The sequence below is a fragment of the Streptomyces sp. NPDC058664 genome (assembly GCF_042716635.1).
Taxonomy (GTDB): domain Bacteria; phylum Actinomycetota; class Actinomycetes; order Streptomycetales; family Streptomycetaceae; genus Streptomyces.
Window position 1 is genome coordinate 221,774 of record NZ_JBHXRW010000004.1, and the last position, 24,480, is coordinate 246,253.

The 24,480-nt window shown below is 73.2% G+C and carries 21 protein-coding genes; 17 read left to right on the forward strand and 4 right to left on the reverse strand.

Annotated features, from left to right (window positions below; translation table 11 throughout):
- Positions 1–2: 2 nt before the first annotated feature.
- The 10 genes from ACFWUY_RS05610 (at position 3) to ACFWUY_RS05655 (ending at position 11,765) form a co-directional block, all read left to right on the forward strand.
- Entirely contained in the window at positions 3–1,199 is a 1,197-nt protein-coding gene (locus tag ACFWUY_RS05610) for an allantoate amidohydrolase (RefSeq protein WP_384102416.1), read from the forward strand.
- Positions 1,190–2,554, forward strand: a complete 1,365-nt coding sequence (locus tag ACFWUY_RS05615) for a formimidoylglutamate deiminase (RefSeq protein WP_384102327.1) — start codon at positions 1,190–1,192, stop codon at positions 2,552–2,554. Before ACFWUY_RS05610 ends, ACFWUY_RS05615 begins: the two co-directional genes overlap by 10 nt.
- A 14-nt stretch (positions 2,555–2,568) precedes the next feature.
- Positions 2,569–3,816: an imidazolonepropionase gene (gene hutI / locus ACFWUY_RS05620; protein ID WP_384102331.1), complete on the forward strand. Its 1,248-nt coding sequence runs from the start codon at positions 2,569–2,571 to the stop codon at positions 3,814–3,816.
- 108 nt (positions 3,817–3,924) lie between these two features.
- Positions 3,925–4,662: a hypothetical protein gene (locus ACFWUY_RS05625; RefSeq protein WP_384102333.1), complete on the forward strand. Its 738-nt coding sequence runs from the start codon at positions 3,925–3,927 to the stop codon at positions 4,660–4,662.
- 190 nt (positions 4,663–4,852) lie between these two features.
- A complete protein-coding gene (locus ACFWUY_RS05630; protein ID WP_384102335.1) occupies positions 4,853–5,944 on the forward strand; it encodes a GNAT family N-acetyltransferase in 1,092 nt (363 codons plus the stop codon).
- Between the two features lie 95 nt (positions 5,945–6,039).
- The gene (locus tag ACFWUY_RS05635; protein ID WP_384102337.1) at positions 6,040–7,341 is read left to right on the forward strand and encodes a glycosyltransferase; all 1,302 of its coding nucleotides are present in this window, start codon (positions 6,040–6,042) and stop codon (positions 7,339–7,341) included.
- On the forward strand, positions 7,338–8,147 hold the full coding sequence (locus ACFWUY_RS05640) for a polysaccharide deacetylase family protein (protein ID WP_384102340.1): 810 nt from the start codon (positions 7,338–7,340) through the stop codon (positions 8,145–8,147). The genes ACFWUY_RS05635 and ACFWUY_RS05640 overlap by 4 nt, the downstream gene beginning before the upstream one ends.
- A gap of 160 nt (positions 8,148–8,307) precedes the next feature.
- On the forward strand, positions 8,308–10,200 hold the full coding sequence (locus ACFWUY_RS05645; protein ID WP_384102342.1) for a hypothetical protein: 1,893 nt from the start codon (positions 8,308–8,310) through the stop codon (positions 10,198–10,200).
- Positions 10,201–10,254: 54 nt separating this feature from the next.
- Entirely contained in the window at positions 10,255–10,707 is a 453-nt protein-coding gene (locus ACFWUY_RS05650) for a hypothetical protein (RefSeq protein WP_384102345.1), read from the forward strand.
- Complete coding sequence (locus ACFWUY_RS05655) at positions 10,704–11,765, forward strand: glycosyl hydrolase (RefSeq protein ID WP_384102347.1); 1,062 nt, start codon at positions 10,704–10,706, stop codon at positions 11,763–11,765. The genes ACFWUY_RS05650 and ACFWUY_RS05655 overlap by 4 nt, the downstream gene beginning before the upstream one ends.
- A 39-nt stretch (positions 11,766–11,804) precedes the next feature.
- Here ACFWUY_RS05655 and ACFWUY_RS05660 read toward each other — a convergent pair whose 3' ends face one another.
- From ACFWUY_RS05660 to ACFWUY_RS05670, 3 genes are all read right to left on the reverse strand, one after another.
- Complete coding sequence (locus tag ACFWUY_RS05660; RefSeq protein ID WP_384102350.1) at positions 11,805–14,060, reverse strand: lipopolysaccharide biosynthesis protein; 2,256 nt, start codon at positions 14,058–14,060, stop codon at positions 11,805–11,807.
- Positions 14,057–15,256 carry a DegT/DnrJ/EryC1/StrS family aminotransferase gene (locus ACFWUY_RS05665; protein ID WP_384102418.1) on the reverse strand — a complete coding sequence of 400 codons (1,200 nt, stop codon included), beginning with the start codon at positions 15,254–15,256 and terminating at the stop codon, positions 14,057–14,059. The genes ACFWUY_RS05660 and ACFWUY_RS05665 overlap by 4 nt, the downstream gene beginning before the upstream one ends.
- Before the next feature lie 241 nt (positions 15,257–15,497).
- Complete coding sequence (locus ACFWUY_RS05670; protein ID WP_384102352.1) at positions 15,498–16,466, reverse strand: RNA polymerase sigma factor SigF; 969 nt, start codon at positions 16,464–16,466, stop codon at positions 15,498–15,500.
- Between the two features lie 221 nt (positions 16,467–16,687).
- Here ACFWUY_RS05670 and ACFWUY_RS05675 point away from each other — a divergent pair, with 221 nt between their 5' ends.
- The 6 genes from ACFWUY_RS05675 to ACFWUY_RS05700 all read left to right on the forward strand — a co-directional run bounded on the left by ACFWUY_RS05675 (position 16,688) and on the right by ACFWUY_RS05700 (position 21,761).
- Positions 16,688–17,056 (forward strand): STAS domain-containing protein, encoded by a 369-nt coding sequence (locus tag ACFWUY_RS05675; RefSeq protein ID WP_384102354.1) that lies wholly within the window; start codon positions 16,688–16,690, stop codon positions 17,054–17,056.
- A gap of 99 nt (positions 17,057–17,155) precedes the next feature.
- Positions 17,156–17,575 carry an ATP-binding protein gene (locus ACFWUY_RS05680; RefSeq protein WP_384102357.1) on the forward strand — a complete coding sequence of 140 codons (420 nt, stop codon included), beginning with the start codon at positions 17,156–17,158 and terminating at the stop codon, positions 17,573–17,575.
- A gap of 133 nt (positions 17,576–17,708) precedes the next feature.
- Positions 17,709–18,404 carry a peptidase gene (locus tag ACFWUY_RS05685; protein WP_384102359.1) on the forward strand — a complete coding sequence of 232 codons (696 nt, stop codon included), beginning with the start codon at positions 17,709–17,711 and terminating at the stop codon, positions 18,402–18,404.
- Positions 18,404–19,237 (forward strand): hypothetical protein, encoded by an 834-nt coding sequence (locus tag ACFWUY_RS05690; RefSeq protein ID WP_384102361.1) that lies wholly within the window; start codon positions 18,404–18,406, stop codon positions 19,235–19,237. The genes ACFWUY_RS05685 and ACFWUY_RS05690 overlap by 1 nt, the downstream gene beginning before the upstream one ends.
- Entirely contained in the window at positions 19,234–20,262 is a 1,029-nt protein-coding gene (locus ACFWUY_RS05695; protein WP_384102362.1) for a hypothetical protein, read from the forward strand. The genes ACFWUY_RS05690 and ACFWUY_RS05695 overlap by 4 nt, the downstream gene beginning before the upstream one ends.
- A 14-nt stretch (positions 20,263–20,276) precedes the next feature.
- Positions 20,277–21,761, forward strand: a complete 1,485-nt coding sequence (locus ACFWUY_RS05700) for a hypothetical protein (RefSeq protein WP_384102366.1) — start codon at positions 20,277–20,279, stop codon at positions 21,759–21,761.
- Positions 21,762–21,830: 69 nt separating this feature from the next.
- Here the strand turns inward: ACFWUY_RS05700 and ACFWUY_RS05705 are convergent, their stop codons facing one another.
- Complete coding sequence (locus ACFWUY_RS05705; protein ID WP_384102368.1) at positions 21,831–23,351, reverse strand: peptide MFS transporter; 1,521 nt, start codon at positions 23,349–23,351, stop codon at positions 21,831–21,833.
- A 429-nt stretch (positions 23,352–23,780) separates the two neighbouring features.
- Between ACFWUY_RS05705 and ACFWUY_RS05710 the strand changes: the two genes are divergently transcribed.
- Complete coding sequence (locus ACFWUY_RS05710) at positions 23,781–24,458, forward strand: response regulator transcription factor (protein ID WP_384102370.1); 678 nt, start codon at positions 23,781–23,783, stop codon at positions 24,456–24,458.
- Positions 24,459–24,480 lie beyond the last annotated feature (22 nt).

Genomic DNA, 24,480 nt, shown 5'->3' on the forward strand with positions numbered 1-24,480 from the left:
CCATGTGGCGGTCGCTGCGGCCCATCGGCCGCAGCGCCGCCTCCGGCGGCTACCGGCGCTACGCCTGGACCGAGGCCGACACCGACTGCCGGCTCTGGTTCCGGATGCAGGCCGAGGCCCGCCGCCTGGACGTCGAGACCGACCGCAACGGCAACCAGTGGGCCTGGCTGGGCGACCCCGCGGCCGGCGACGCCGTCGTCACCGGCTCGCACCTCGACTCCGTCCCCGACGGCGGCGCCTTCGACGGCCCCCTCGGCGTCGTCTCCGCCTTCGCCGCCCTCGACGAACTGCGCGCCCGTGGCGTCTCGTTCAAGCGCCCCCTCGCCATCACCAACTTCGGCGACGAGGAAGGCGCCCGCTTCGGCCTCGCCTGCGTCGGCTCCCGCCTCACCGCGGGCCGGCTGACGAAGGAGCAGGCGTACGAGCTCCGCGACGCGTCCGGCACCAGCCTCCCGCAGGCCATGGAGGCGGCCGGGTACGACCCCTCGGGGATCGGCCCGGACCCCGAACGCCTCGCCCGCATCGGAGCGTTCGTCGAACTCCACGTCGAGCAGGGCCGCGCCCTCGACCTGTCCGGCGACCCCGTCGGCATCGCCTCCTCCATCTGGCCGCACGGCCGCTGGCGGTACGACTTCGCCGGCGAGGCCAACCACGCCGGCACCACCCGGCTCGTCGACCGCCGCGACCCGATGCTCACCTACGCGGAGACCGTCCTCGCCGCCCGCCGCGAGGCCGAACTCGCGGGCGCCGTCGCCACCTTCGGCAAGATCGCGGTCGAACCCAACGGCGTCAACGCCATCCCGTCGATGGTCCGCGGCTGGCTCGACGCCCGCGCCGCCGACCAGGACTCCCTGGACAAGGTCGTCACGGGAGTCGAGGCGGAGGCCAGGGCGTACGCCGACCGCCACGGCATCGACCTGACGGTCGTCCGGGAGTCCTTCACCCCGGTCGTGGACTTCTCGCACACCCTGCGCGACGAGCTGTCCCGGATCCTGGGCACCACGGGGAAGGTCCCGGTCCTCGGCACCGGCGCGGGCCACGACGCGGGTATTTTGTCCGAATCGATCCCGACCGCCATGCTGTTCGTACGGAACCCCACCGGTGTCTCGCACTCCCCGGCCGAATTCGCGGCCGAGGACGACTGCGCGGCCGGGGTCCTCGCACTCGCCGACGTACTGGAGGAGCTGGCGTGCCGCTGACGACGTACTGGCTGGAACACGCCTGGCTCGACACGAACGTCGAGCCGGGCGTCGCCCTGACCGTGTCCACCAGCGGCTCCGCCGCGGGTACCGAGGACGGCCGTATCGGCGCCGTACGCACCGGGGTGGACGCCCCGCCCCCCGGCGCCGTCGTCCTCCGCGGCCTCACGATCCCCGGCCTCGCCAACGCCCACTCGCACGCCTTCCACCGCGCCCTGCGCGGCACCGTCCAGGTCGGCTCCGGCACCTTCTGGACCTGGCGCGAGGTCATGTACACCGTCGCCCAGCGCCTCACCCCCGACAGCTACTTCGCCCTCGCCCGCGCCGTGTACGCGGAGATGGCCCTCGCGGGCATCACGGCCGTCGGCGAGTTCCACTACCTCCACCACGCGCCCGGCGGCACCCCGTACACCGACCCCAACGCCATGGGCGAGGCCCTGATCGCCGCCGCCGCCGACGCCGGCATCCGCATCACCCTCCTCGACACCGCCTACCTCTCCTCCGGCTTCGGCGCCGCACCCGACCGGCACCAGCTCCGCTTCACCGACGGCACGGCGGACGCCTGGGCGGAGCGGGTCTCGGCCCTGAAGGAGCGGGACGGCGTACGGATCGGGGCGGCCATCCACTCCGTACGGGCGGTCCCGGCCGACCAGCTGGCCACGGTCGCCCGATGGGCCCAGGACCGGCAGGCCCCCCTCCACGTCCACCTGTCGGAGCAGACCGCCGAGAACGACGCCTGCCTGGCGGCCCACGGCATGACCCCCACCCAGCTCCTCGCCGAGCACGGCGTCCTCGGCCCCCGCACCACGGGCGTCCACAACACCCACCTGACGGACGGGGACATCGCCCTCCTCGGCTCGTCGACCACCGGCACCTGCATGTGCCCGACGACCGAACGCGACCTCGCCGACGGCATCGGCCCGGCGGTCGCCCTCCAGCGCGCCGGCTCCCCGCTCTCCCTCGGCAGCGACAGCCACGCGGTCGTCGACCTCCTGGAGGAGGCGCGGGCCATGGAACTGAACGAGCGCCTGCGCACCCGCACCCGCGGCCACTGGACGGCTGCGGCCCTCCTCCGCGCGGCGACGGCGGACGGCCACGCGGCCCTCGGCCGGCCCGACGCGGGCACCCTGGAGGCGGGCGCGCTCGCCGACTTCACGACGATCGCCCTCGACTCGGTCAGGACAGCGGGACCGGTACCGCGTCTGGCAGCCGAGACGGCGGTATTCGCAGCGTCGGCAGCGGACGTCCGGCACACGGTCGTGGGCGGCCGCCATGTCGTACGGGACGGCGTCCACCAGTCCGTACCGGACGTCGGCCGGGCCCTCGCCGACTCGATCGCCGCCCTGCACGGCTGAAGGAGGAACCTCTCATGAACACCGGCCCCGCGGCGACGAACAACCCGGCGGCGATCTCCGCCCCCACGAGCGCGAACAGCGCCGTGGCGACGGCCGCCACCGCCATCGTCAACATCGCCAGCCTCGTCACGAACGATCCCTCCCTCGGTGATGGCAGTGCCCTGGGTCTGATCCAGGACGCGGCCGTCGTCATCGACGGCGACCGAGTCGTCTGGGTCGGTGAATCCAGCAAAGCACCGGCCACTGACAACAGGGTCGACGCCGGCGGCCGGGCAGTGATCCCCGGCTTCGTCGACTCCCACTCCCACCTCGTCTTCGCGGGCGACCGCACGGCCGAGTTCAACGCCCGCATGTCGGGCCAGGCGTACGCGGCGGGCGGCATCCGCACGACGGTCGCGGCGACCCGAGCGGCGACGGACGAGGCCCTGGAGCGCAACCTGACGCGCTACCTCGGCGAAGCCCTCCGCCAGGGCACGACCACCTTCGAGACGAAGTCCGGCTACGGCCTGACCGTCGAGGACGAGGCCCGCGCGCTGCGCATCGCCGCCGCGCACACCGACGAGGTGACGTACCTCGGCGCGCACATCGTCTCCCCGGACCACGCGGACGACCCGGCCGCGTACGTCGACCTCGTCACGGGCGAGATGCTGGACGCCTGCGCCCCGTACGCCCGCTGGATCGACGTCTTCTGCGAGAAGGGCGCCTTCGACGGCGACCAGGCCCGCGCGATCCTCACCGCGGGCAGGGCGAAGGGCCTCCACCCCCGGGTGCACGCCAACCAGCTGACGTACGGCCCCGGCGTCCAGCTGGCGGTGGAGCTGGACGCGGCGAGCGCGGACCACTGCACGCACCTGACGGACGAGGACGTGGACGCCCTGGCGCACTCGTCGACGGTGGCGACCCTCCTCCCGGGCGCGGAGTTCTCCACCCGGGCGCAGTGGCCGAACGCCCGCCGCCTCCTGGACGCGGGTGCGACGGTGGCCCTCTCCACCGACTGCAACCCGGGCTCGTCCTTCACCTCGTCCGTCCCGTTCTGCATCGCGCTCGCGGTACGGGACATGGGCATGACACCCGACGAGGCGGTCTGGTCGGCCACGGCCGGCGGCGCGGCGGCCCTCCGCCGCACGGACGTGGGCCGCCTGACGGTCGGCGCCCGCGCGGACCTGTCCGTCCTGGACGCCCCGTCCCACGTCCACCTGGCCTACCGGCCCGGCGTGCCGCTGGTGACGGAGGTCTGGCGGGCAGGCGTCCGTGTCGCCTGACGGACTGACGAGAGATCAGAAGTTATAAGTAACAGTCCAGTTGATCACGCCACTTGTTGAGTACGGGTACTCATGTGGGCGAAGGCCGTCCGATCGCATGATTCCCGCATGAGAACTCCGAACCGCTTCGCGAAGATCGTCCTGGCCGCCGCGCTCGGGAGCATGGCCCTGACCGCCTGCGGCACGGAGGACCCCTCCGGCAGGACCCATGCCAAGGCGTCCGCCGTGGGCGTCGGCGCCTCGGCGACGCCGACGCCCACGCCCACGCGGTTGATCCCGCCGGACGCTCTGGATACGCACCCCGACCCGGAGGTACGGGCCCTGGCGCTGCTCACCCGCATCATGGACACGTGCGCGCCGGGCACCATGCCCGAGCTGCCCGCCCTCCCGGCGGACGACGACCTCTCCGCGACAGTGGGGCCGGAGGAGGAGCCGGCGGAGGTCCCCAGGTCGGTCCCGGCCCCGCTCCCCTCGGACGCCCCCGAGCCGCCCGCCGACGAGCTCGCGAGGTCCCGGTCCACCGAGGAAGTGCCCCTGGCCTCCGTCGACAAGTGCGTCGGGGACGCGCACGCCGAACGCATCCGGAAGGCGTTCGACGGCGCGGTCCCGGCCGAGTACGCGGAACTGCGGAAGAAACTGATCACCCTGGACTACCTGCCGGAGAGCATCCACCGGATGCCGGACCACGGGGGCAAGCCCCAGGCCCGGATCGACCTCCGCGAGATGAGCATGAACGACAACCTGGCCCTGGAGGTCACCACCACCCCCCGCGGGACGACCGCCGAACCCTTCGGGGCCCCCGTGGCACAGGACATACGGATCACCGAGGTGAAGCGGAAGCCGTAGCCGGACGCGCCCGTGTCCTGACAAGGCGCGGACCGTCAGGCGGACGACGACCGGCTCCGCCGCTCCCGGCGCCGTCAGGTTCGCGCCCGGCGCCCGGCGCAAACACCGCGTACGCCTGCCGAGCGGGGTTCCGGACCGGTACCGTCCTGTCCTGGCGGTACTCAGGGGGTTGGACCGGGGGGTCGGCAAGGTGAGTGCTTTTCGTGTGCGGGTCGTGCGGCCGGGGGAGCTGGGCGAGCGCGAGGTCGAGGCGTGGCGGGAACTGCGGGCCAAGTCCGGTGCGCCCGCGAACCCCTTCATGGAACCGGAGTTCACCCGCGCCGTGGCCGAGGTGCGGCCCCGGTCGCGGGTCGCCGTGTGGTGGGAGGGGGACGAGCCGGTCGGCTTCTTCCCCTTCGAGAAGGGGCCGTTGGGGCAGGGCCGGGCCATCGGCTTCGGCGTCTCCGACAGCCAGGGCGCCATCCTGCCGTCCGGTCTGCGGCCGGGCGCGCGCGCGGTGCTCCGCGCCTGCGGGATCGCGATGTGGGAGTTCGACAACCTGGAGGACGGCCAGCCCGTCTTCGCCGGTGCCGCCACCGAGTCCTTCGCCTCGCCCGTGATCGACGTCGGCGAGGGGTACGCGGCCTACGAGGCGCTGCTGCGCGTCCAGTCGCCCAAGTTCCTCAAGACCACCCTCGCCAAGGAACGCCGGCTCGCCCGCCAGGCCGACGGCGAGGTGCGGTTCGTCTTCGACGAGCGCGACCCGGCGGCCCTGCGCACCCTCATGGAGTGGAAGTCCGCCCAGTACCGCAGGACCGGGCGCGGTGACCGCTTCGCCAAGGAGTGGATCAACACCCTCGTCCGGCGTCTCCACGAGCAGCGCACGCCCGGCTGCTCCGGCGTCCTGTCCGTGCTGTACGTGGGGGAACGGCCGATCGCCGCGCACTTCGGGCTGCGGTCCGCGACCGTGCTGTCCTGCTGGTTCCCCTCGTACGAAACCGAGTTCGCGAAGTACTCACCCGGCCTCGTGCTGCACCTGCGGATGGCCGAGGCGGCGGCGGGCGCCGGGATCGGGATGCTGGACCTGGGGCGCGGCGACGCCGAGTACAAGGACGCGCTGAAGACCGGAGAGCTGACGGTGACCGAGGGGGCCGTCTTCGTCCCCGGCGCCCGGGCCGCCCTGCACTGGCTGGGTCGCGAGCCCGCCCGCCGCGCCCACAGCTTCGTCCGCAACCGGCCCGCCCTCGCGGCCCGGGCCAGGTCCGCGCTCAACGGCGTCGCCCGGTTGCGGGGCCACCGATAGCCGCGGCCGTCGTTCCGGTGGGCACCGTCCGTCCCCGTCGTCGTACTTCCCGCTTCCCCACCTCCCCACCTCCCTGTTTCCCCGAGGGGACCCCGTTGAGCAGCCGTCCGCCCCGCGCCATCTCCGTCGCCGAGCTCGATCTCGACGCGCCCGACGGGAACGTCCTGTCGCTCCGGTCCGCGCCCGGCGGGCCGCCGCTCGTGGGCGGTGACGTGTACGCGCTCGTACGGCTCCGGGGGCGGCCCGCCGCCACCGTCATCGGGGCCGTAGCGGAGGGCGAGGACCCCGCCGAGGTGCTCGGCGCGCTCGCCCGTGAGCGGCTCGCGCAGGCCGGGCCCCGCGGCGACGCCGAGCGGCTCGCCGCCCGGTCGGAGCCGGTGCCCGCCGGACCCCCGCCCCGTACCTCCGTCGTCGTCGCCACCCGCGAGCGCCCCGAGCAGCTCGCCCGCGCCCTCGACTCGCTCCTCGCCCAGGACCACCCGGACTTCGAGATCGTCGTCGTCGACAACGCGCCCCGGACCACGGACACGTACGACCTCGTCACGGGGAAGTACGCCGACCGCGTCCGGTACGTCCGCGAGGACACCCCCGGTCTCGCCGTCGCCCACAACACCGGGCTCGCCGCCGCCGACGGCACCGTCCTCGCCTTCACCGACGACGACGTCATCGCCGACCCGCACTGGCTGGCCGCGCTCACCGGGCCGTTCGCCGCCGATCCGGACCTCGGCTGCGTCACCGGCCTGATCCTGCCCGCCCGGCTGTCCACCCCCGCCCAGGTCCTCCTCGAATCGCACGGCGGCTTCGCGAAGGGTTTCGCACCCCGCCTGTACGACCCGGCCAGGCCGCCCGCCGACGAGCCGCTCTTCCCCTTCACGGCGGGCAGTTTCGGCTCCGGCGCGAACATGGCCTTCCGGACGGACGCACTGAGGAGAGCCGGTGGTTTCGACCCGGCGACCGGCACCGGGACGGCGGCGAAGGGCGGCGACGACCTGTACGCCTTCGTCGCCGTCCTCTCCGCGGGCTTCCGCCTGAGGTACACCGCCGAGGCCCTCGTCTGGCACCACCACCGCGACACCTGGCAGGACCTGCGGAACCAGGCGTACAGCTACGGCGCCGGCCTCACCGCGTACCTCACCGCGACCCTCGTCCGCAGCCCCCGCCTGCTGCCCGCGCTGCTCACCCGGCTGCCGCGCGGCCTCGCGTACGCCCGCACGATGACCGCCCAGCGCGGGGAGCCCCACGCGCAGAGCACCGGCGGCGTCCCCGGCGAGCACGGCAGCCACCACCACCCCTGGCCCCGAAGCCTCTCCCGACTGGAGCGACGCGGCATGCTCTACGGCCCGATCGGATACGCGAAGGCCCGCGTCGCGGCCCGGAAGGGAAGGAACCCCCGATGACCGGAGTCCCCCTGCCCGCCCGGATCCCCGTGCTCCTCTACCACGCCGTGATGGACGACCCCCCGGACTGGATCGCCGAATTCACGGTGACACCACGGGAGTTCGCCTCCCAGCTCGACGCGGTCGTCGCCAGCGGCCGGCACCCGGTCACCGTCGGCGCCCTGGCCGCGCACCTCGCCGACGGGGCCCCGCTGCCGGACCGGCCCGCCGTCATCACCTTCGACGACGGCTTCGCCGACCTGGTGGGGCCGACGGCCGAGGCGCTCGCCGCCCGGGGCCTGCCGGCCACCGCGTACCTCACCACCGGGGCCATCACCCGGGGCCGGCCCTGCCTGTTGCCGCCCGCGCCGATGATGACCCTCGCGCAGGCCCCGCGCCTGGAGGAGTACGGGATGGAGGTCGGCGGCCACACCGCGACCCACGCGCAGCTCGACACCCTGGCCCCGGGCGTCCTCCGGCGCGAACTGCGCGAGTCGAAGGCGGTCCTGGAGGACACCCTCGGCCACGAGGTACGGCACCTCGCCTACCCGCACGGCTACAACAGCCCCGCCGTCCGGCGGGCCGCCGCGGCCGCCGGCTACACCTCGGCGGTCGCCGTCCGGCACGCGCTGAGTTCGGGGAGCGACGAGATCTACCGCATCGCCCGGCTGATCGTGCGACGCACCCACACCGCCGCCGACGTCGAGCGGTGGATGGAAGGACGGGGCGCGAAGACCGCCCCGTACCGGGATTCGCTGCCCACGGTCGGCTGGCGGATGTACCGCAGGGCCCGCACCCTGCTCGGGGGACCCGAGTTCGCCGGCTGAGCGCACCGCCTGCCAAGATCATCAACTCTCCTCCGAAGGAAGGGAGTTGAATGTGCGTACATAACCGAAGTACGTTCCTTTGTTTCGCCAAGGGGAGCGTGGGGGGAGAGCCGTCGTGCAGCACCATGTGCCATCAACACCGGTGACCGGGAGCGACGGCGTGCCGTCGCAGCCCTCCGCGCGGGGCCGGGAGGCCATGGAGCGCGAAGCCGGGGAACAGACCGTCGGCGAAACCCCGGCCCCCCGCCGCCGGACCGGCCCCGCCGCCGCGCTCCGCTCCCCGGCCGCCCTCGACCTGCCCCCCCTCGTCCTCGCCGCCGCGCTCTGGCTGTGGGCACTGCCCCGCATCGACTTCCGGAGCATCGAGGAGTTCGGCCTCCTCGACCGCTTCCCCCTCAGCTTCTACGCCGCCCTCGCCGTCCTGACCTGCGGATTCGTCATCACCCTGCGGCGTGCCGGCACCGCGCCCCTCTGGCCCGCCACCTACTGCGCGGCGATGCTCGTCGCCCTCAAGGCGCCGCCCGCGATCCTCTACGACACCGTCCGCTACGCCTGGGCGTCCAAGCACGACGCGATCATCAGCAGGCTCCTCACGGAGGGCACCGTCCACCCCGGGCGCGAGCTCTCCGGCGGCATGTCTGCCTACGACCAGTGGCCCGGCTTCTTCTCCCTCGACGCCGCGCTCGTCCGCGCCTTCGGCGTCGATGCCGCCGCCTCGTTCATCAACTGGGCCCCGGTCGCGCTCGGCCTGCTCACCGTGCCCGTCCTCATCCTCGTCTACCGCACGTTCAGCGACGACTGGCGGCTCGTGTGGACCGGGGTGTGGATCTTCCAGCTGGCGAACTGGGTCGGCCAGGACTACCTCTCCCCGCAGGGCTTCTCTTACCTGCTCTACCTCACCGTCTTCGCCGTCGTCGTCCGGCACTTCGTCCTGCCCGGTTCGGCGGGCGCACTCCGTGACCGCTCCGCGCTCGACCCGGCCGCCGCGTCCGTACCGCCGCCCACGACCACCCGGCAGCGGGCGGTCGCCGTCCTCTTCCTCGTCCCGATCATCGCCACCATCAACGCCTCGCACCAGCTCACGCCCGTGATGCTGTGCGCGAGTCTCTTCGCCCTCTGCCTCACCCGCCGCTACCGCAACCTCGGGCTCCTCGCCACCACCGGCCTGATCATGCTGGTCTGGAACCTGACCATGGGCCGGGAACTCTTCCTCGACACCCTCGGCACCCTGCGCGAGAAGGCCGGCGACCTCCTCGGCAACTCCCGCCCCGGCTTCGCCGGCGACCCCACGGGCCCCGGCCCGGAACTGGTCGGCAGCGCCAACGTCCTGATGGTCCTCGGCCTTGCCGGGCTCGCCGCCGCGGCCGTGCTGCTCCGCCGCAAACTGGCCCGCAGCGCCCTGCCGCTGGTGCTCGCCGCCGCCGCACCCCTCCCGATGTTCGCCGTCAACGACTACGGCGGCGAGATGATCTTCCGCGTCTACCTCTTCGGTCTGCCCGGCGCCGCTTTCTTCGCCGCCGCCGCGCTCGTCCCCGCCGCCGGGGCCGTGAGCCGCGCCGCCGTGATCGCCCGCCGCACGGCCGCCGTCGCCCTGCCCGTCACCCTCGTCGCCATGCTCGCCGGCTTCCTGCCCTCGTACTACGGCAAGGAAGGCATGCACTACGCGCCGCCCGGCGAGACCGCGCTCACCCGCCGCGCCTTCGACCGGGCGCCCGAGGGAGCACTGATCCTCGCCGCGACCGGCGCCTTCGCCGACTCCTACTACCGCTACGACCACTACGAGCGCTGGTTCTTCACCGAGCAGGAGGTCGACGAGAACCTCCGCATGCTGAAGGACCCGGCCGGCTACCTCGCCGGCGGCATCCCCGAGGGCCGCCCGGCCTACGTGATCCTCACCCCCACCCAGGGCGAGGCCGTCATCGGCGAGGGCTACCTCCCGGAGGGCGGCTTCGACACCCTCCGGGAGGCGCTCAAGAGCTCCCCGCTGTTCGGGGTCGTGGAGGAGAGCCGGTACGGGCTCGTCCTCCGCTACCGCCCCACGACCGGCGGCTGACACCCCTCCCGGCACGTCCCGCCGCAGACCACACGCACGAGGAGCAGATACGCCATGGCCCACCCACGTCTGACCCCGCGCGTCCAGCGCAGAGCCGCCCTCGCGGCCTCCGGATGGGTCGCCCTCGCCGCGACCGCGTTCCCCGGCGGCTCCCCGCTGCGCTGGATCCCCGTCCTCGCCTTCGTCGTCCTCGCGCCGGGTCTCGCCCTGATGCTCCCGCAGCCCCTCGGGCTGCGGCCCGGCGCCCGCCTGGAGGCCCTGGCGCTCGCCGCGCCCGTCAGCCTCTCCGTGGCCACCCTCGCCGCGACCACCCTGTTCCTGACGAAGTCCTTCTCCCTGACGGTCTTCCTCGTCGTCCTCGCCCTCTTCGTGAGCGTCGCCGCCACTCTGCCCGGCGTACCGCTGCCGGCCGCCACGCGCGGCGCCGTCGAGCGGGACGGCGCCAGGGCCGACGGCTCGCGGGGGTTCCCCCGGTTCCGTAAACGAAGGCCCGGTGGGGGGCGGTGACCGGGCGGCACTCCCAGGGCGGCCCCTGGACCCGGATCGCCGTCGCGCTGGCCGCCGTCGGCGCGCTGACCGCGGGCATAGGGGTCTGGTCGACCCTCACCGAGGACGACGACCGCTGTGCCCCCGACACCTCGCTCGTCGCACCGTGCGGGGCCTGGTGGGGCGCGTACATCCCGCACGACGAGAACAGCTCGCTCACCCGGCCGGTGTACGCCTTCGAGAAGAAGATCGGCCGCAAGCTCGACCTCGTCTACACGTACCACGACATGTCGGGGAGCAAGGCCGACGGCGAACTGCTCACCCCCGACGAGCGGGAACTCGGCCGCGAACGGCTCCTCATGCTGGCCTGGGAGTCCACGGTGTGGACCGAGAAGCACCACGCCAACTGGACCGAGAAACAGCTCGGGTGGAAGAACATCGCCTCGGGGGCGTACGACAGCTCCGTCATCGACCCGCAGGCCCTCCGCCTCAAGGAGTACGGCAAGCGGGTCTTCTTCTCCTTCGACCAGGAGGCCGACTTCCGCATCGAGCAGGGCGCCGGGACCCCGCAGGAGTACGTCGCCGCCTACCGCCACGTCCGTGACCGCTTCGAGGAGCTGGGCGTCACCAATGTGGTGTGGGTGTGGACCGTCTCCGGCTACCTCGGCAACGCCACCCTGATGAAACAGCTCTACCCCGGCGACGACTACGTCGACTGGATCGGCATGGACCAGTACAACTACTACCTCTGCCACAAGTCGCCGAACTGGCTGGACTTCGACAGGAGCCAGCGCCCCGGCTACGACTGGCTCCGGAAGAACATCTCCGCCGACAAGCCCGTCATGCTCTCCGAGTTCTCCACCGCCCCCGATCCGAAGCGGCCCGAGAGGCAGCGCGACTGGTACACCGCCATCCCGGAGGTCGCGCCGACGCTGCCGCAGGTGAAGGCGTACGTGCACTGGAACCGCGCCGTGCCCGGACCCGGCTGCGACCTGACGGTCGACTCCGGTCCCGGTCTCGAGGGCTACCGGATCGCGGGCCAGGACCCGTACTTCCACCAGGACGTGCCCGGGAAGTGACGTGACGGGCGGGCCCTGGGCCCCGGCCGGCCCCTTCGGTCAGTGTCTGCCCGACGTCAGCCCCCGGAAGGCGCACACCGCCATCGTGCCCCCGGCCAGGCCGAGGAAGAGCGGCAGCGGGGCGGCGGCGAAGGCCTGCTGCCCCGCCCAGCCCGCCCAGACAAGCACCCACACCACCCCGGCCGTGACCCGCGCGCCCACCCCGACGACCCGCAGCAGCACGGCCGTGATCAGCAGACACAGCGCCTGGAGCACGATCGGGGCGACGGCCCGCCCCACCCCCTCGCCCAGGAGCGTCGCGCCGGGGCCGCCCGCCTCGGCCGGCCGCAGACCGAGCAGGGGCGGCGCGGTGTGCAGGGCGAGGAAGGTGGCGAGCAGGACCGTTCCGGCGTACGGGGGCCGGAAGACGCGGAGTCCGACGGCGGCGCCCTGGAGGGCGACGAGCAGCAGCCCGGCGGCGAGCGTGACGGGCGGGAGCGCGGTCAGCAGACCGGTCCCGGAGAGCCGCTCCACGTCGAGCGCGCCGGAGCCGGCGAGCGGGAACCAGAAGAGCGCGGCGGCCAGACCCAGGAGCAGCCACAGCCCGGCCACTGTCCGGCCGTGGCCGTGGCCGAGGCGCAGCCACAGTCCGTCCTCCGTCCGGACGCGGCCGGCAGCGGCCTCCGCCGGGGCCGTACTCCGCTGCTCGGCAGCGGCTCCCGTGCGGTCCGCGCCGCCCGGCGCCGACTTCGACTCCGACTTCGACTCCGGCGCCGATCGGGCGCCCGGCCCCCCGCCGCCCCCCTCCCGTTCCTCGGCCCGCTTCCTGGGCACGTACACCGGGATGCCGAACGCGGGCGTCACCGAGTCGTGCGCCCCGCGCAGGTAGGCGCTCTCCCGTGCCCAGCTCGTGCCGTAGTCGTCCTCCGCGCGTTCCCTCACCCGCGCCTCGGCCTTCGGCCTCTCGGGCGCCACCCGGCCCTTGAGCGTGGCCCGCAGGCCGGGTACGCAGGCGGCCGCCGTCACGGTCATCCCGCCCAGGACGGCGTATCCGGCCCCGGCGATGCCGAAGGGGCCGAGGAGGAAGGCCGCGCTGCCGAGCACCAGGACGCACATGGCGCCCTGGAGGGCGGCGAGCGCGCCCGTACGGCCCTGGACGCGCAGCACCCCGATGTACAGCTCGACGGCGACCCGGGGCAGCGCGGCGGCGGCGAGCAGCCGGAGGACGGTCGTGCCGTTCTCGGCGTACTCCGTGCCGAAGGGCGCGAGGAGCAGCGGGGCGAGCACGACGAGGAAGAGGACGACCGGGACGAGCAGCAGCACCATGCGGCGCAGCGCGCCCCTGACGCCGTCGGCGAGGGAGTCGGGGCTGTGCGAGGCGTGCGCGGTGAGCGAGGAGGCCATGTTGATGGCCATGAACTCCATGGTGCCGCCGACGGTGTACGCCGTGTAGAAGAAGGCGTTGTGGGCGGCGTCGAAGCGGACGGCGACCATCATCGGCAGCAGGCTGATCATCAGCAGACTGAAGACCGAGCCGACCGAGTCCCCGGCGAGGAACCGGCCGATCTCGCGCATCGTCGGCGGCTCGCGGTCCCGGTCGGCGCGTGCCTGCCGGGGGATGAGGCGGCGGAAGACGAGCCAGCCGACCGGCACGACGGAGAGCGCGATCGCCGCCGCCCAGGAGACGAAGACGCCGAGCACCGGTAGGGCGACGGCGAGGACGACGAGCAGCACGAGCTTGCCGAGCGAGAAGACGGCGTTGCCGACGGGGACCCAGATGGCCCGTCTCAGGCCGGTGAGGACCGCGTCCTGGAGGGTGAGCAGGGCCCAGCCGATGCTGGCGGCGGTGAAGAAGATGCCGGCGGACAGGGTGCCGAGGGGGGCGTACGAGGGTCCCCACCAGTCCAGGGTGAGCAGGAAGACACCGCAGGCGACACCGACGACCAGGGTGCTGACCAGGTACAGGCGCAGCACGAGCGGCCCGGTGGCGCGCCCGGCCCTGGGCACGTACCGGACGACCGCGCCGGTCAGCGTCGTCGCGGTGAGAGAGGCGAGCATCCGCTGGGCGGCGATGGCGGCGGAGCCCTGCCCGACGGCCTCCTCCGTGTAGTAGCGGGCCGCGACCAGCCAGAAGCCGAGCCCGAGAGCGGCGGAGACGCCGGTGGAGAGCATCAGCGCGTACGCGTTGCGGAACAGGGAGCTCTCTCCGGAGCCGTCGCCCGCGCCGTCCTGGTCGGCGGGGGGCTCCGGCGCGGCGCCCCCGGGCTCCTCGGCCGCGGGACGGTCGGTGTCCCGCAGTCGTACGGTCTCGGTCACCGGGCGCCGCCGGGAGCCGCCGACAGGTGCGCGGGGCGGATTCCGGCGGCGCGCAGGACGGGCAGGACCTCGTCCGCGCGGCGCGGGTCCACCGGCAGGGCGTGCCGGGCGAACCAGGCGGCCGGCTCCGGCGCGGGGGAGGGGTCGGTGAACGCCTCGCCCGCGTAGCTGTCGAGGGGCGGGTCGTAGACGTAGCCGGTGGTGATCCGGCGCCGGGCGAGGGCGTCGATCGCCGCGTCCCTGTCGTCGACGAGCAGCGGCACCCGGAACAGCGGCTGTACGGGCTCCGCCGGGGCGAAGGCCGAAGCGGAGGCCGAAGCCGGGGCCGGGGCGTCGGGCGCGCCGTACTCGCTCGCCAGGAGGCGGGCGGTGCCGTCGCGGTGCGCGGCGAGGACGCCGTCGAGCCGGTCGAGCCTGCGGGTGGTGCGGCGGAGCCGGCCGGCGCCGGGACGGAGCCGGTAGTCGTGCATGTCGACCCGGACCCAGGGGTGGAAGGGTTCGAGCGCGGGCGCGGCGGGCAGGGCCCGCTCCAGCGCGGCGGCGCGGAGCGGCATCCGGATCTCCTCGCGCTCCTCGAGGCCGAGCCGCCGTACGGCCGCGCGCGCGGCCCCGACCAGGCGCAGTCCGCGCAGGGTGGCCTCGGCGTACGGCCGGAGCAGGTAGGCGAGTTCGGCGGTGGGCCGGGTCGGGTGCAGCAGCGCGTCACGGGCGGCGGCGAGTTCGCCGCGCAGCGCCGGGTCGGCGAGGGCGAGGAAGCCGCCGGCCTTGGCTGCGGTGTGCTTCGACAGGCTGAAGACGGAGGCCTCGCCGTACGTGCCGACGGGGCGTCCGCCGACGGTGGAGCCGATCGCGTGCGCCGCGTCCTCGATCAGCGGGATGCCGAGCCGGTCGCAGCGCTCCCGCAGCTCCGGTGCCGGGTCGGGGTTCCCGTACAGGTTGGTGGTGAGGACGGCGGAGAGGCCCCGCCAGACGGACTCGGGGACGGCGGCCGTGTCGACCGACCCGTCCCGGGGGTCGAGCGGGGCCTGTACGGGGCGGAGTCCGGCGGCCAGGACGACGAAGAAGATGACGTCGTCGTTGACGGGCGACATCAGCACCCGGCCACCGGGCCGGCACCAGTGGCGCAGCGCGAGGTAGAGCCCGAAGCGGCACGACGGCACGTAGAGGCACTCCCTGCCGCCGAGCCGGACGCGCATGCGTTCTTCCATGTCCGCGTACGCAGAAACCATGTGATTCCCCCCTGAATCCCCGGCCTCAATGTGACCCAGTCCGGACGGCGCGTCAACAAGGCCCTGCGACCGCGCCGTTCCGGTCGTGCGGAAGGGCCCGTCCCGGGTCCGAAGACCGTGAACGGGCCCTTTCCGCAGCCATCTTGACGGCTCGGGGGAGGCGGTGGAGGTCATTCCCCCAGAGTGGGGTCTCTCCCCCGGAGCGGGGTCATTCCTCCAGGGTGAGGCCCCGGCGCAGCCTGGCGAGGGTCCGGGCCAGCAGCCGGGACACGTGCATCTGCGAGACGCCGAGCTCCGCGCCGATCTCCGACTGGGTCATGCCGGAGACGAAGCGGAGGGAGAGGATCTGCCGCTCGCGGGCGGGCAGCGAGGCGATCATCGGCTTCAGGGAGGCGATGTACTCGATCCCGGTGAGGCCGCGGTCCTCGTAGCCCAGCCGGTCGGCGAGCGTGGCTTCGCCGCCGGCGCCCTCCTCCTCGTCGGACTGCGCGTCGAGGGAGGCCGCGGTGTAGGCGTTGCTCGCGGCCATGCCCTCGACGACCTCCTCGGGGGCGATGCCGAGTTCCTCCGCGAGTTCGGCGACGGTCGGGGCGCGGTCGAGGCGCTGGGAGAGCGCGTCACCGGCCCTGGCGAGGTCGAGCCGCAGCTCCTGGAGCCTGCGCGGCACGTGCACGGACCACGAGGTGTCGCGGAAGAAGCGCTTGATCTCGCCGATGATCGTCGGCATCGCGAAGGTGGGGAACTCGACGCCGCGGGTGAGCTCGAAGCGGTCGATCGCCTTGATCAGGCCGATGGTGCCGACCTGGACGATGTCCTCCATCGGCTCGCTGCGGGTGCCGAAGCGGGCTGCGGCGAACCTGACCAGGGCCAGGTTGAGCTCGACGAGGGTGTTGCGGACGTACGCGTGCTCGTGGGTGCCCTCTTCGAGCTCGGCGAGCCGGGCGAACAGCTGCTTCGACAGGGCGCGCGCGTCGACCGGTGCGATCCGGTCGAGGGGCCGGTCGGTGAGCCGGTCGGCGAGCTCCTCCGGGAGCTGGGCGGTACGGTCCGCGGAGTGGTGGTCGGGGGAGAGGGTTCGGTTCGCGGGACGGCCGAGGGGTCGGTCGTCGGGTCGGTCGAGGGTGACTGCTGCCGACGGCGCGTCGGGGGTACGCGAGGCGTCGAGCCGGGGTGACATGGGTCTCCTTCGTGGTCCTTCTGCTGCGGTTTGCGGCGCCTCCGAAGCCGTCGTGTCGGGTGTTCTCCTCTAGCCCTACCTGTTCGACGCGCAAGGTCGCAAGTGTCGACAATCCGGTTTGTCCGCTTATGTGGTGGAGGCCATGTGCACGGGAGGGCGCCTCGCTTGTAGGGTTCGAGACATGTCAGTCGGCATCCGCGAGAGCGAGAAGAGGCACAGCCATGGACCGCGAGAACATCGGCAGCGCACCGCCCGCGCGGTTGCGGGTCGAGGTCCGGACTGTGGGCGGGAGCACGCTCCTCGCGCCGGTGGGTGAGCTCGATCACCACACCGCCGAACTGCTGCGCGCCCCCCTGGACGGCGCGCTCGACGAGGGCTCTTCCCGTCTGGTCGTCGACTGCTCGGGCCTGGAGTTCTGCGACTCGACCGGGCTCAACGTCCTGCTCGGCGCCAGGCTGAGGGCGGAAGCCGCCGGCGGCGGGGTCCATCTGGTGGCGATGCGGCCCGCGGTGGCCCGGGTGTTCCAGATCACGGGCGCGGAAGCCGTCTTCACCGTGCACGAGACGCTCGCCACGGCCCTCCCCGGCTGAGTGCCGGCCGAGCGCCGGCCCGCCGGGTTCCGCCCCGGGCCGCCCCGCGGCCCGTACGTCCTGCCCCTCTGTCCCGTCGATCGGTGAGGTGAAGCGCTGATGGACCAAGCTTCCGACGTCCGTACGATCGCCCTCGGCGAGACCAGCGGCACCGTGCCGCTCGCCCGCGACTTCACGCGGACCGCGCTCCAGGAATGGGGCTGGCTGCCGGCCGCCACCGCCGACCGCAGGGCCGCCGCCGAGGACGTCCTCCTCGTCGTCTCCGAACTCGTCACCAACGCCTGTCTGCACGCCGAGGGCCCCGAACGCCTCCGCGTCCTGCGCCTCGCCAAGGTCCTGCGCCTCGAAGTCACCGACCGGGGCGCCGGCCAGCCCGCGCCCCGCACCCCGCACCGGTCCGGCCGGCCGGGCGGCCACGGCATGTTCATCGTGCAGCGCCTCTGCCTCGACTGGGGCATCGAGCGCACCCCGGGCGCCCCCGGCAAGACGGTCTGGGCCGAACTCGCCGCGCCCGTCTAGGAACGGCCAGGAGCCGGCCCGGGACTTTCACGGTCTCTCTTCCTTCCTCCTTCTTCCCTCCGCAAGGCCTCGGGCGTACCTTGACGCCCAATCTGATAGGTCGTCAGTTATGTTGCGGTGAGGGGTGCTCGGGGTGTCCAAGGAGCCGAACCGGAGGAAAAGGACCGCCGCGCTCACGGCCGCGGTCGCGGTGACGGGCGCGGCCGTCCTGGCCGGAGCCCCGGCCGCGCAGGCGGCCGTCGTCGACGTCGACTACGCCTGCGACACGAAGATCGGGCCCAAGAGCGCCGTCTCGCCCGTCGACATCAAGGCCGTCAAGAACGGCAGCGCCTACACGATCACCATGTCGTTCGAGAAGGGAGTCTCCGACAGCCCGGTCGAACTCCCCAAGGGCGTCATGACCCCGCGCGCCGAACTCGTCCTCGGCGGCGACGCCGAGGGCACCGTCAAGGTCAAGGGAACGCCGAACACGGCCGCCATCCCACCCGACACCCCCATCGGCATCGGCACCCTGACGGGCACGTACACCCCGAGCAGGAACGGCAAGGTCACCTTCACGGCCGGGAAGCTCACCGTGCACGCCCTCGGCATGGACGCCGCCGTCTGCACCCCGAGGAACAACCCCGCGCCCTCCCTCGAACTCCAGGTCACCGGCGTCTCCGGCGGCTCCGGCACCCCACCGCCCGCCGACGACCGGGAGGACACCGGCGCCGAACTGCCCAGGACCGGCCCGCTCGACTCCGCCATGGCCCTCGGCACCCTCGGCGGCACCGTCCTGCTGACCGGCGCCGCCGGAGTCCTCTGGCTCACCCGGCGCACGGCACGCTGATGCGGAGCGCGGCACGCTCCGGGCTCGTGGCCGCCGCGACCGCCCTCGTCGGCGCGGTCGCGGCGGCTCCCCCCGGACCCCGGGACTGGACGGCGGCGCCCGCCGCCGGACGGCCGTACGCCTATCTGGAGGGCCCCGCCGGCAGCGTTCTCCAGGACACCCTGTCGCTGACCAACCCGGGCGCCCGGCCGCTCACCGTACGGCTCAGCGGACAGGGCGCGCCGGTGTCCTTCGCCGCCCGGACCGTGACCGTGCCCGCCAGGACCAGGGCCGACGTGCCGTTCGCCGTGACCGTCACCGCCGACACCCCGCCCGGCGAACTCCGGGGCACCGTACGGGCCACGGCGCCGGACCGGGAGGTACGCGTCGACCTGCGGCTACGGGTCAGCGGCCCCCGGCTCGCCGCCCTCACCGTCGAAGGCGTCCACGTCGACACCACGACCGGCACCCTCCGGTACACCCTGGTCAACCGCGGCACCACGGTCCTCGCCCCGCACCTCGCGGTCCACGCCGAAGGAGTTCTCGGCACCGTCCTCGACCGGCCGGACCGCCCCCTGCCGCTCACCCTCCGCCCCGGCGAGCGGGCCACCCGCACCGAACCCTGGCCCGACCCGCCCGCCCTCGACTCCGTCACCGTCCGGCTGACCGTCGGCGCCCCGGGCGCCGCCCCCGCCACCGCCCGCGCCGAGGCCTCCTTCGCCTCGAGCCCGGCGCTCACCGGAGCGGCCGGCCTGCTCCTCGCGGCGGCGGGCGGCGGCGGATACGCGGTACGCGCGGTACGGCGGCGCGGAAAGTCCCGTACCCAGCGAACGTCGGCGGGAGCGACACCATGAGGCGGACACGTACGGTCACGGCGCTCCTGGCGGCCCTCGCCCTCGCCCTGCTTCCCGCGTCCCCGGCACGGGCCGCACCCGGCCCCGCCGTCGAACTCTCCCGGACGGAGGGCGGCAAGGGCGGCGAGATCACCGTCAGCGGCAGCGGCTGGAAACCGGGCGCGCTGCTCATGCTCCTGATCTGCGGCCAGGCCGCCCCCGGCACGGGCGTCATCGGCGGCACCAACTCCTGCGCCAACACCGACGGCCGGGCCGCCACCGTCGACGCGCGGGGCGCCTTCAGCGTGAAGCTCCCGGTCGCCGAGCCCCCCAAGCCCTGCCCCTGTGTCGTGCACGTGGCCGGGGTCACCGGTCAACAGGACGCGGTCGACCGGGAGTTCACCGTCGCCGGACACCCCACCGCCCCGCTCCCCGAGGCCTCCGGCGACGGGCGGCTCGCCGTCCTCGCCGCCGTACGCCTCGACGGCTCCGGCGGCCTCCTCACCTGGTTCGGCGCGCCACCGCGCCGCGAGATCGTCCTCACCGTCGGCAACCTCGGCTCCGCACCCGTCAAGGACCCCGTCTTCCAGGTCGGCACCAGCCACGGCGTCTTCGCGCCGCGGTACGAGGAACGCCAGTGGCGCGGCACCGTCGCACCCGGCGGGAAGGCCCTCGTCCGGCTCCCCGTGGAACTCACGGCGGGCGCGCACGGCGACTACCAGGTCTCCGTGCGGTACGCGGGCAAGGTCCTGGCCGAGCAGCCGTGGGGGGTCGGCAGGCCCTGGGGCGTGACGCTCTTCTGGCTGCTGCTCGCCCTGGTCGTACCGGCGGCGCTGTTCCGGATCGGGATGGCCGTGGTGGACCGGGCACGACCCGCCACGAGCCCCGCCGCCGCCCGACCGCCGCGCCGCCGGCGCACACGCGCCCCCCTTCCCGCGCGGCGGGAGGCGGGGGACGACGAACCGACCGCGGTCCTGCCGTGGTTCAGGCCTGACTCCGCACCGTCAGCCCCAGAGAGCAGCCCGACGACGAAGGGACAAGCGTGAGTACGCAACGGAGGATGAGTGCGGCCGGAGTCGCGCTGATGCTCGGCGGCGCGGGGATCCTCGTTTCCGCCGGCCCCGCACGGGCCGCCGAGGTCTCGTACAGGACGGAGTGCATCCCGCCGTCCATCTCCGGGCTTCCGCCCGTGCAGGGCACGACGAAGGTGCTGATCACCGCACCGGCGGAGGCCAAGGTCGGCGACGAGGTCGAGATCGTCTGGAAGACGGTCCAGGCCGCGTCGAAGAACCCCGATCTGCTCGACCTCGGCGCGGACACGGTCAAGCCGACCGGGGTCCTCACCGTGGGCGGCGCGGCGACCGGCACCGTCGCGATGGAGGGGCCGCGGCAGAACCCGCCGATTCCCAGGAACAGCCCGATGGTGCTGCCCGAGATGAAGGGGAAGCTGAAGCTGGAGAAGGCGGGCGAGATCACGCTGACGCCCGACAAGTACACGATCAACGTGTCCAAGCCGATGTCGACGGACACGAAGTGCGCGCCGAAGGAGACGGTCCCGGTCGCCGCGACGATCAAGGTGACGACGGACGGAGGCGGCACGACGACGTCGGGCGGCACGACGACCACCGGCGGGACCACGACCTCGGGCGGCACCACGACCTCGGGCGGCACCACGACCTCGGGCGGCACCACGACCTCGGGCGGCACCACCACCTCCGGCGGTACCGGCGGCTCCACGTCCACTTCAGGCGGAAGCTCCACCTCCGGCGGAAGCTCCACCTCCGGCGGAAGCTCCACCTCCGGCGGAAGCTCCACCTCCGGCGGAAGCTCCGGCGGGGGCGGCGGGCAGACCGACTTCCCCGGCAAGCAGGTCGCGGTCCAGTTCTCCTGCCAGTCCCCGGGACCCGCCTCGATCGCCTCCAAGGTGACGATCGACGCCAAGAAGAACGGCAACGGCTACGACCTCACCGTCAAGACCGCCAAGGGCGTCATGGACAGCCCGGCGGCCCTCCCGGCAGGCGCCCTCAAGCCGTCCATGGACGTCAAGGTCGGCGGCGCCGACAGCGGGACGGTGAAGGTCACGGGACCCGCCAACGCGGCCCCGCTGGAGGCGGGCAAGCCGGTCGACCTGGCCGACATGAAGGGCACGTACACGCCGGGGGCGACGGGCCGGTCCACCCTCAGTCCGGGCGCGCTCACCATCAGCGTCTCGCTCGGCGGCACACCGATCGTGATCCCCTGCGCGGTCAAGGGCCCGGTCCAGGCCTCCGTGGAGCTGGACACCAGCAAGCAGGCCGGCGGCGCCTCCGGCGGCTCGGGCGGCGGTACGAGCACGACCACCGGCTCCGGCTCCGGCTCGGGTTCCGGCTCCGGCTCGGGTTCCGGCTCGGGTTCCGGCTCCGGCGGCTCCGACGGCGGCAACCTGGCCGAGACCGGCGCCGAGGACGACGGCACCCTGCGCGCCCTCGCCCTGGTCGCGGGCACGGTGATCCTGCTCGGCGGCGCGGTGTTCACCTTCACCCCGTGGGCGCGGCTCAGGAGGTGAGGGAACGACGAAAGGCCGCCGCACCGGACCCGGTGCGGCGGCCTTTCGTCGACCGTAGACCTACGAGCGTCAGTGGACGTCGCCCATGAGGCCCTGGACCTTCTTGCGGTACATGTAGATCGCGAATCCGGCCGCGACGGCGAGCGCCGCCTGCAGGCCGATGATCCCCGTGCCGTTGAGGTCGACGCCCGCGATGGAGAGCAGACCCGTGGTGCAGTCGCCCGCGGTGACGGCGAGGAACCAGACGCCCATCATCTGGGAGGCGTACTTCTGCGGCGCCATCTTCGTGGTGACGGAGAGGCCGACGGGGGAGAGGCACAGCTCACCGATGGTCTGGATCATGTAGATCGAGACGAGCCACATCGGGGAGACCTTGTCGCCGCCGCCCGCCATGTTCATCGGGACGATGAAGACGAAGAAGGACGCGCCGACCAGGACGAGGCCCATCGCGAACTTCACGATGGTGTTCGGCTCCTGGTTCTTGCGGGCCAGCCACAGCCACAGCCAGGCGAAGACCGGGGCGAGCGCCATGACGTACAGCGGGTTCAGCGACTGGTACCAGGTGGCGGGGAAGCCCAGGCCGAAGATGGTGTCGGCGGTCTTGTCGTCGGCGAACAGGGACAGCGTCGAGCCGCCCTGGTCGTAGATCATCCAGAAGATGGCGGCGGCGACGAAGAACCAGATGTAGCCGGTGACGCGGGACTTCTCGCCGGTGGTCAGGTCCTTGTCGCGCTTGATGCGGGCCAGGACGGCGACCGGGATGATCAGGCCGGCGAGGGTGATCGGGACCATCGCCCAGTTCAGGGTGTACATGCCCAGGGCGACGACGGCGCCGTAGAACGCGGCGACCACGACGGTGACGACGGCGGCCTTGGTGATGACGGCCTTGCGCTCCGCGGCGGACAGCGGGTTCGGGACCTCGTTGCTCTTCGGGTTCAGCGTCTTGCCGAAGAGCAGGAAGACGGCGAGGCCCAGGCCCATGCCGACGGCGGCGAGGGCGAAGCCCAGGTGCCAGTTGACCTTCTCGCCGACGGTGCCGATCACCAGGGGAGCGAGGAAGGCGCCCAGGTTGATGCCGATGTAGAAGATCGTGAAGCCACCGTCACGGCGCGGGTCGTCCGCGTTCTTGTAGAGGTGGCCGACCATCGTCGAGATGTTGGCCTTGAGCAGACCGGAGCCGACCGCGACGAGCGCGAGGCCGACGAAGAACATCGCCTGGCCCGGAAGGGCCAGCGAGACATGACCGAGCATGATCACGGAGGCCGCGATCGTGACCGTCTTGCGGGCGCCCCAGACGCGGTCGCCGAACCAGCCGCCGGGCATGGCCATCAGGTAGACCATCGAGACGTAGACGGAGTAGATCGCCGTCGCCGTCGCCGCGGTCATCGCGAGGCCGCCGCCCTGGCTGCCCGTGGCGGCGTCCACGCCGCCGGAGACCAGGTACAGAACGAGAAGGGCCCTCATGCCGTAGTAGGAGAAACGCTCCCACATCTCGGTCATGAAGAGAGTGGCCAGGCCGCGGGGGTGGCCGAGGAAGGTCTGCTCGTAACCGAGGGGTTCGGCCGAGTCCTTCGTCAGGCTGGACGCCATGTCGATCCTTGCTCTGTCGGGACGCGCGCCTTGTGAGCGTGGTGCGCCCGGTGGGGGAGGCCGGCACCGGCAAGAGCCGGTACGGCCCCACCGGGATCCACGCCCCGGGAGATGCGTCGTCGCGTCCCGGGACCCGGCCCACAGGTCATTCGCCGTCTTCAAGGTTCGGCGGGGCCGACCTCACGCAGAAAGAGGACCTTGGCCCGCGAAGCTGGCCAAAGGTCCCCGTTTACCGCTACAGACGTCTCGACACCATACGACACGACAGTGCCGGATATGGAAGGACTTGAGAGATGGATCACAGGCGGAAGTGCAACCGTACAAGGTCATTCGAAGGTCATGTGCAAGATGGCCGCTCGATACCCAGGGGTCGTCCGGTCCCCGCGCATCACGCCACGGCCCGGCACCCGTGCGGACTACCATCACCCCATGACCCGTGTACTGCTCGCCGAGGACGACGCATCCATCTCGGAACCGCTGGCCCGCGCCCTGCGGAGAGAGGGGTACGAGGTCGAGGTGCGCGAGGACGGGCCGACCGCCCTCGACGCCGGACTCCAGGGCGGAGTGGACCTGGTCGTGCTCGACCTGGGCCTGCCCGGCATGGACGGTCTCGAGGTCGCCCGGCGGCTGCGCGCCGACGGGCACACGGTCCCGATCCTGGTGCTCACCGCACGGGCCGACGAGGTCGACACCGTCGTCGGGCTCGACGCGGGCGCCGACGACTACGTCACCAAGCCGTTCCGGCTCGCCGAACTCCTCGCCCGGGTCCGGGCCCTGCTCCGGCGCGGCTCCAGCGAGCCCGCCGTGCCCCCCGCGACCCACGGCGTACGGATCGACGTCGAGTCGCACCGCGCCTGGATGGGCGACGAGGAGCTCCAGCTCACGGCGAAGGAGTTCGACCTGCTCCGGGTCCTGGTCAGGGACGCCGGCCGGGTCGTCACCCGCGACCAGCTGATGCGCGAGGTCTGGGACACCACCTGGTGGTCCTCCACCAAGACCCTCGACATGCACATCTCCTGGCTGCGCAAGAAGCTCGGCGACGACGCCGCGAACCCCCGCTACATCGCCACCGTGCGCGGAGTCGGTTTCCGCTTCGAGAAGAGCTGAGCCACCCCGCCCCGGAAAGAGC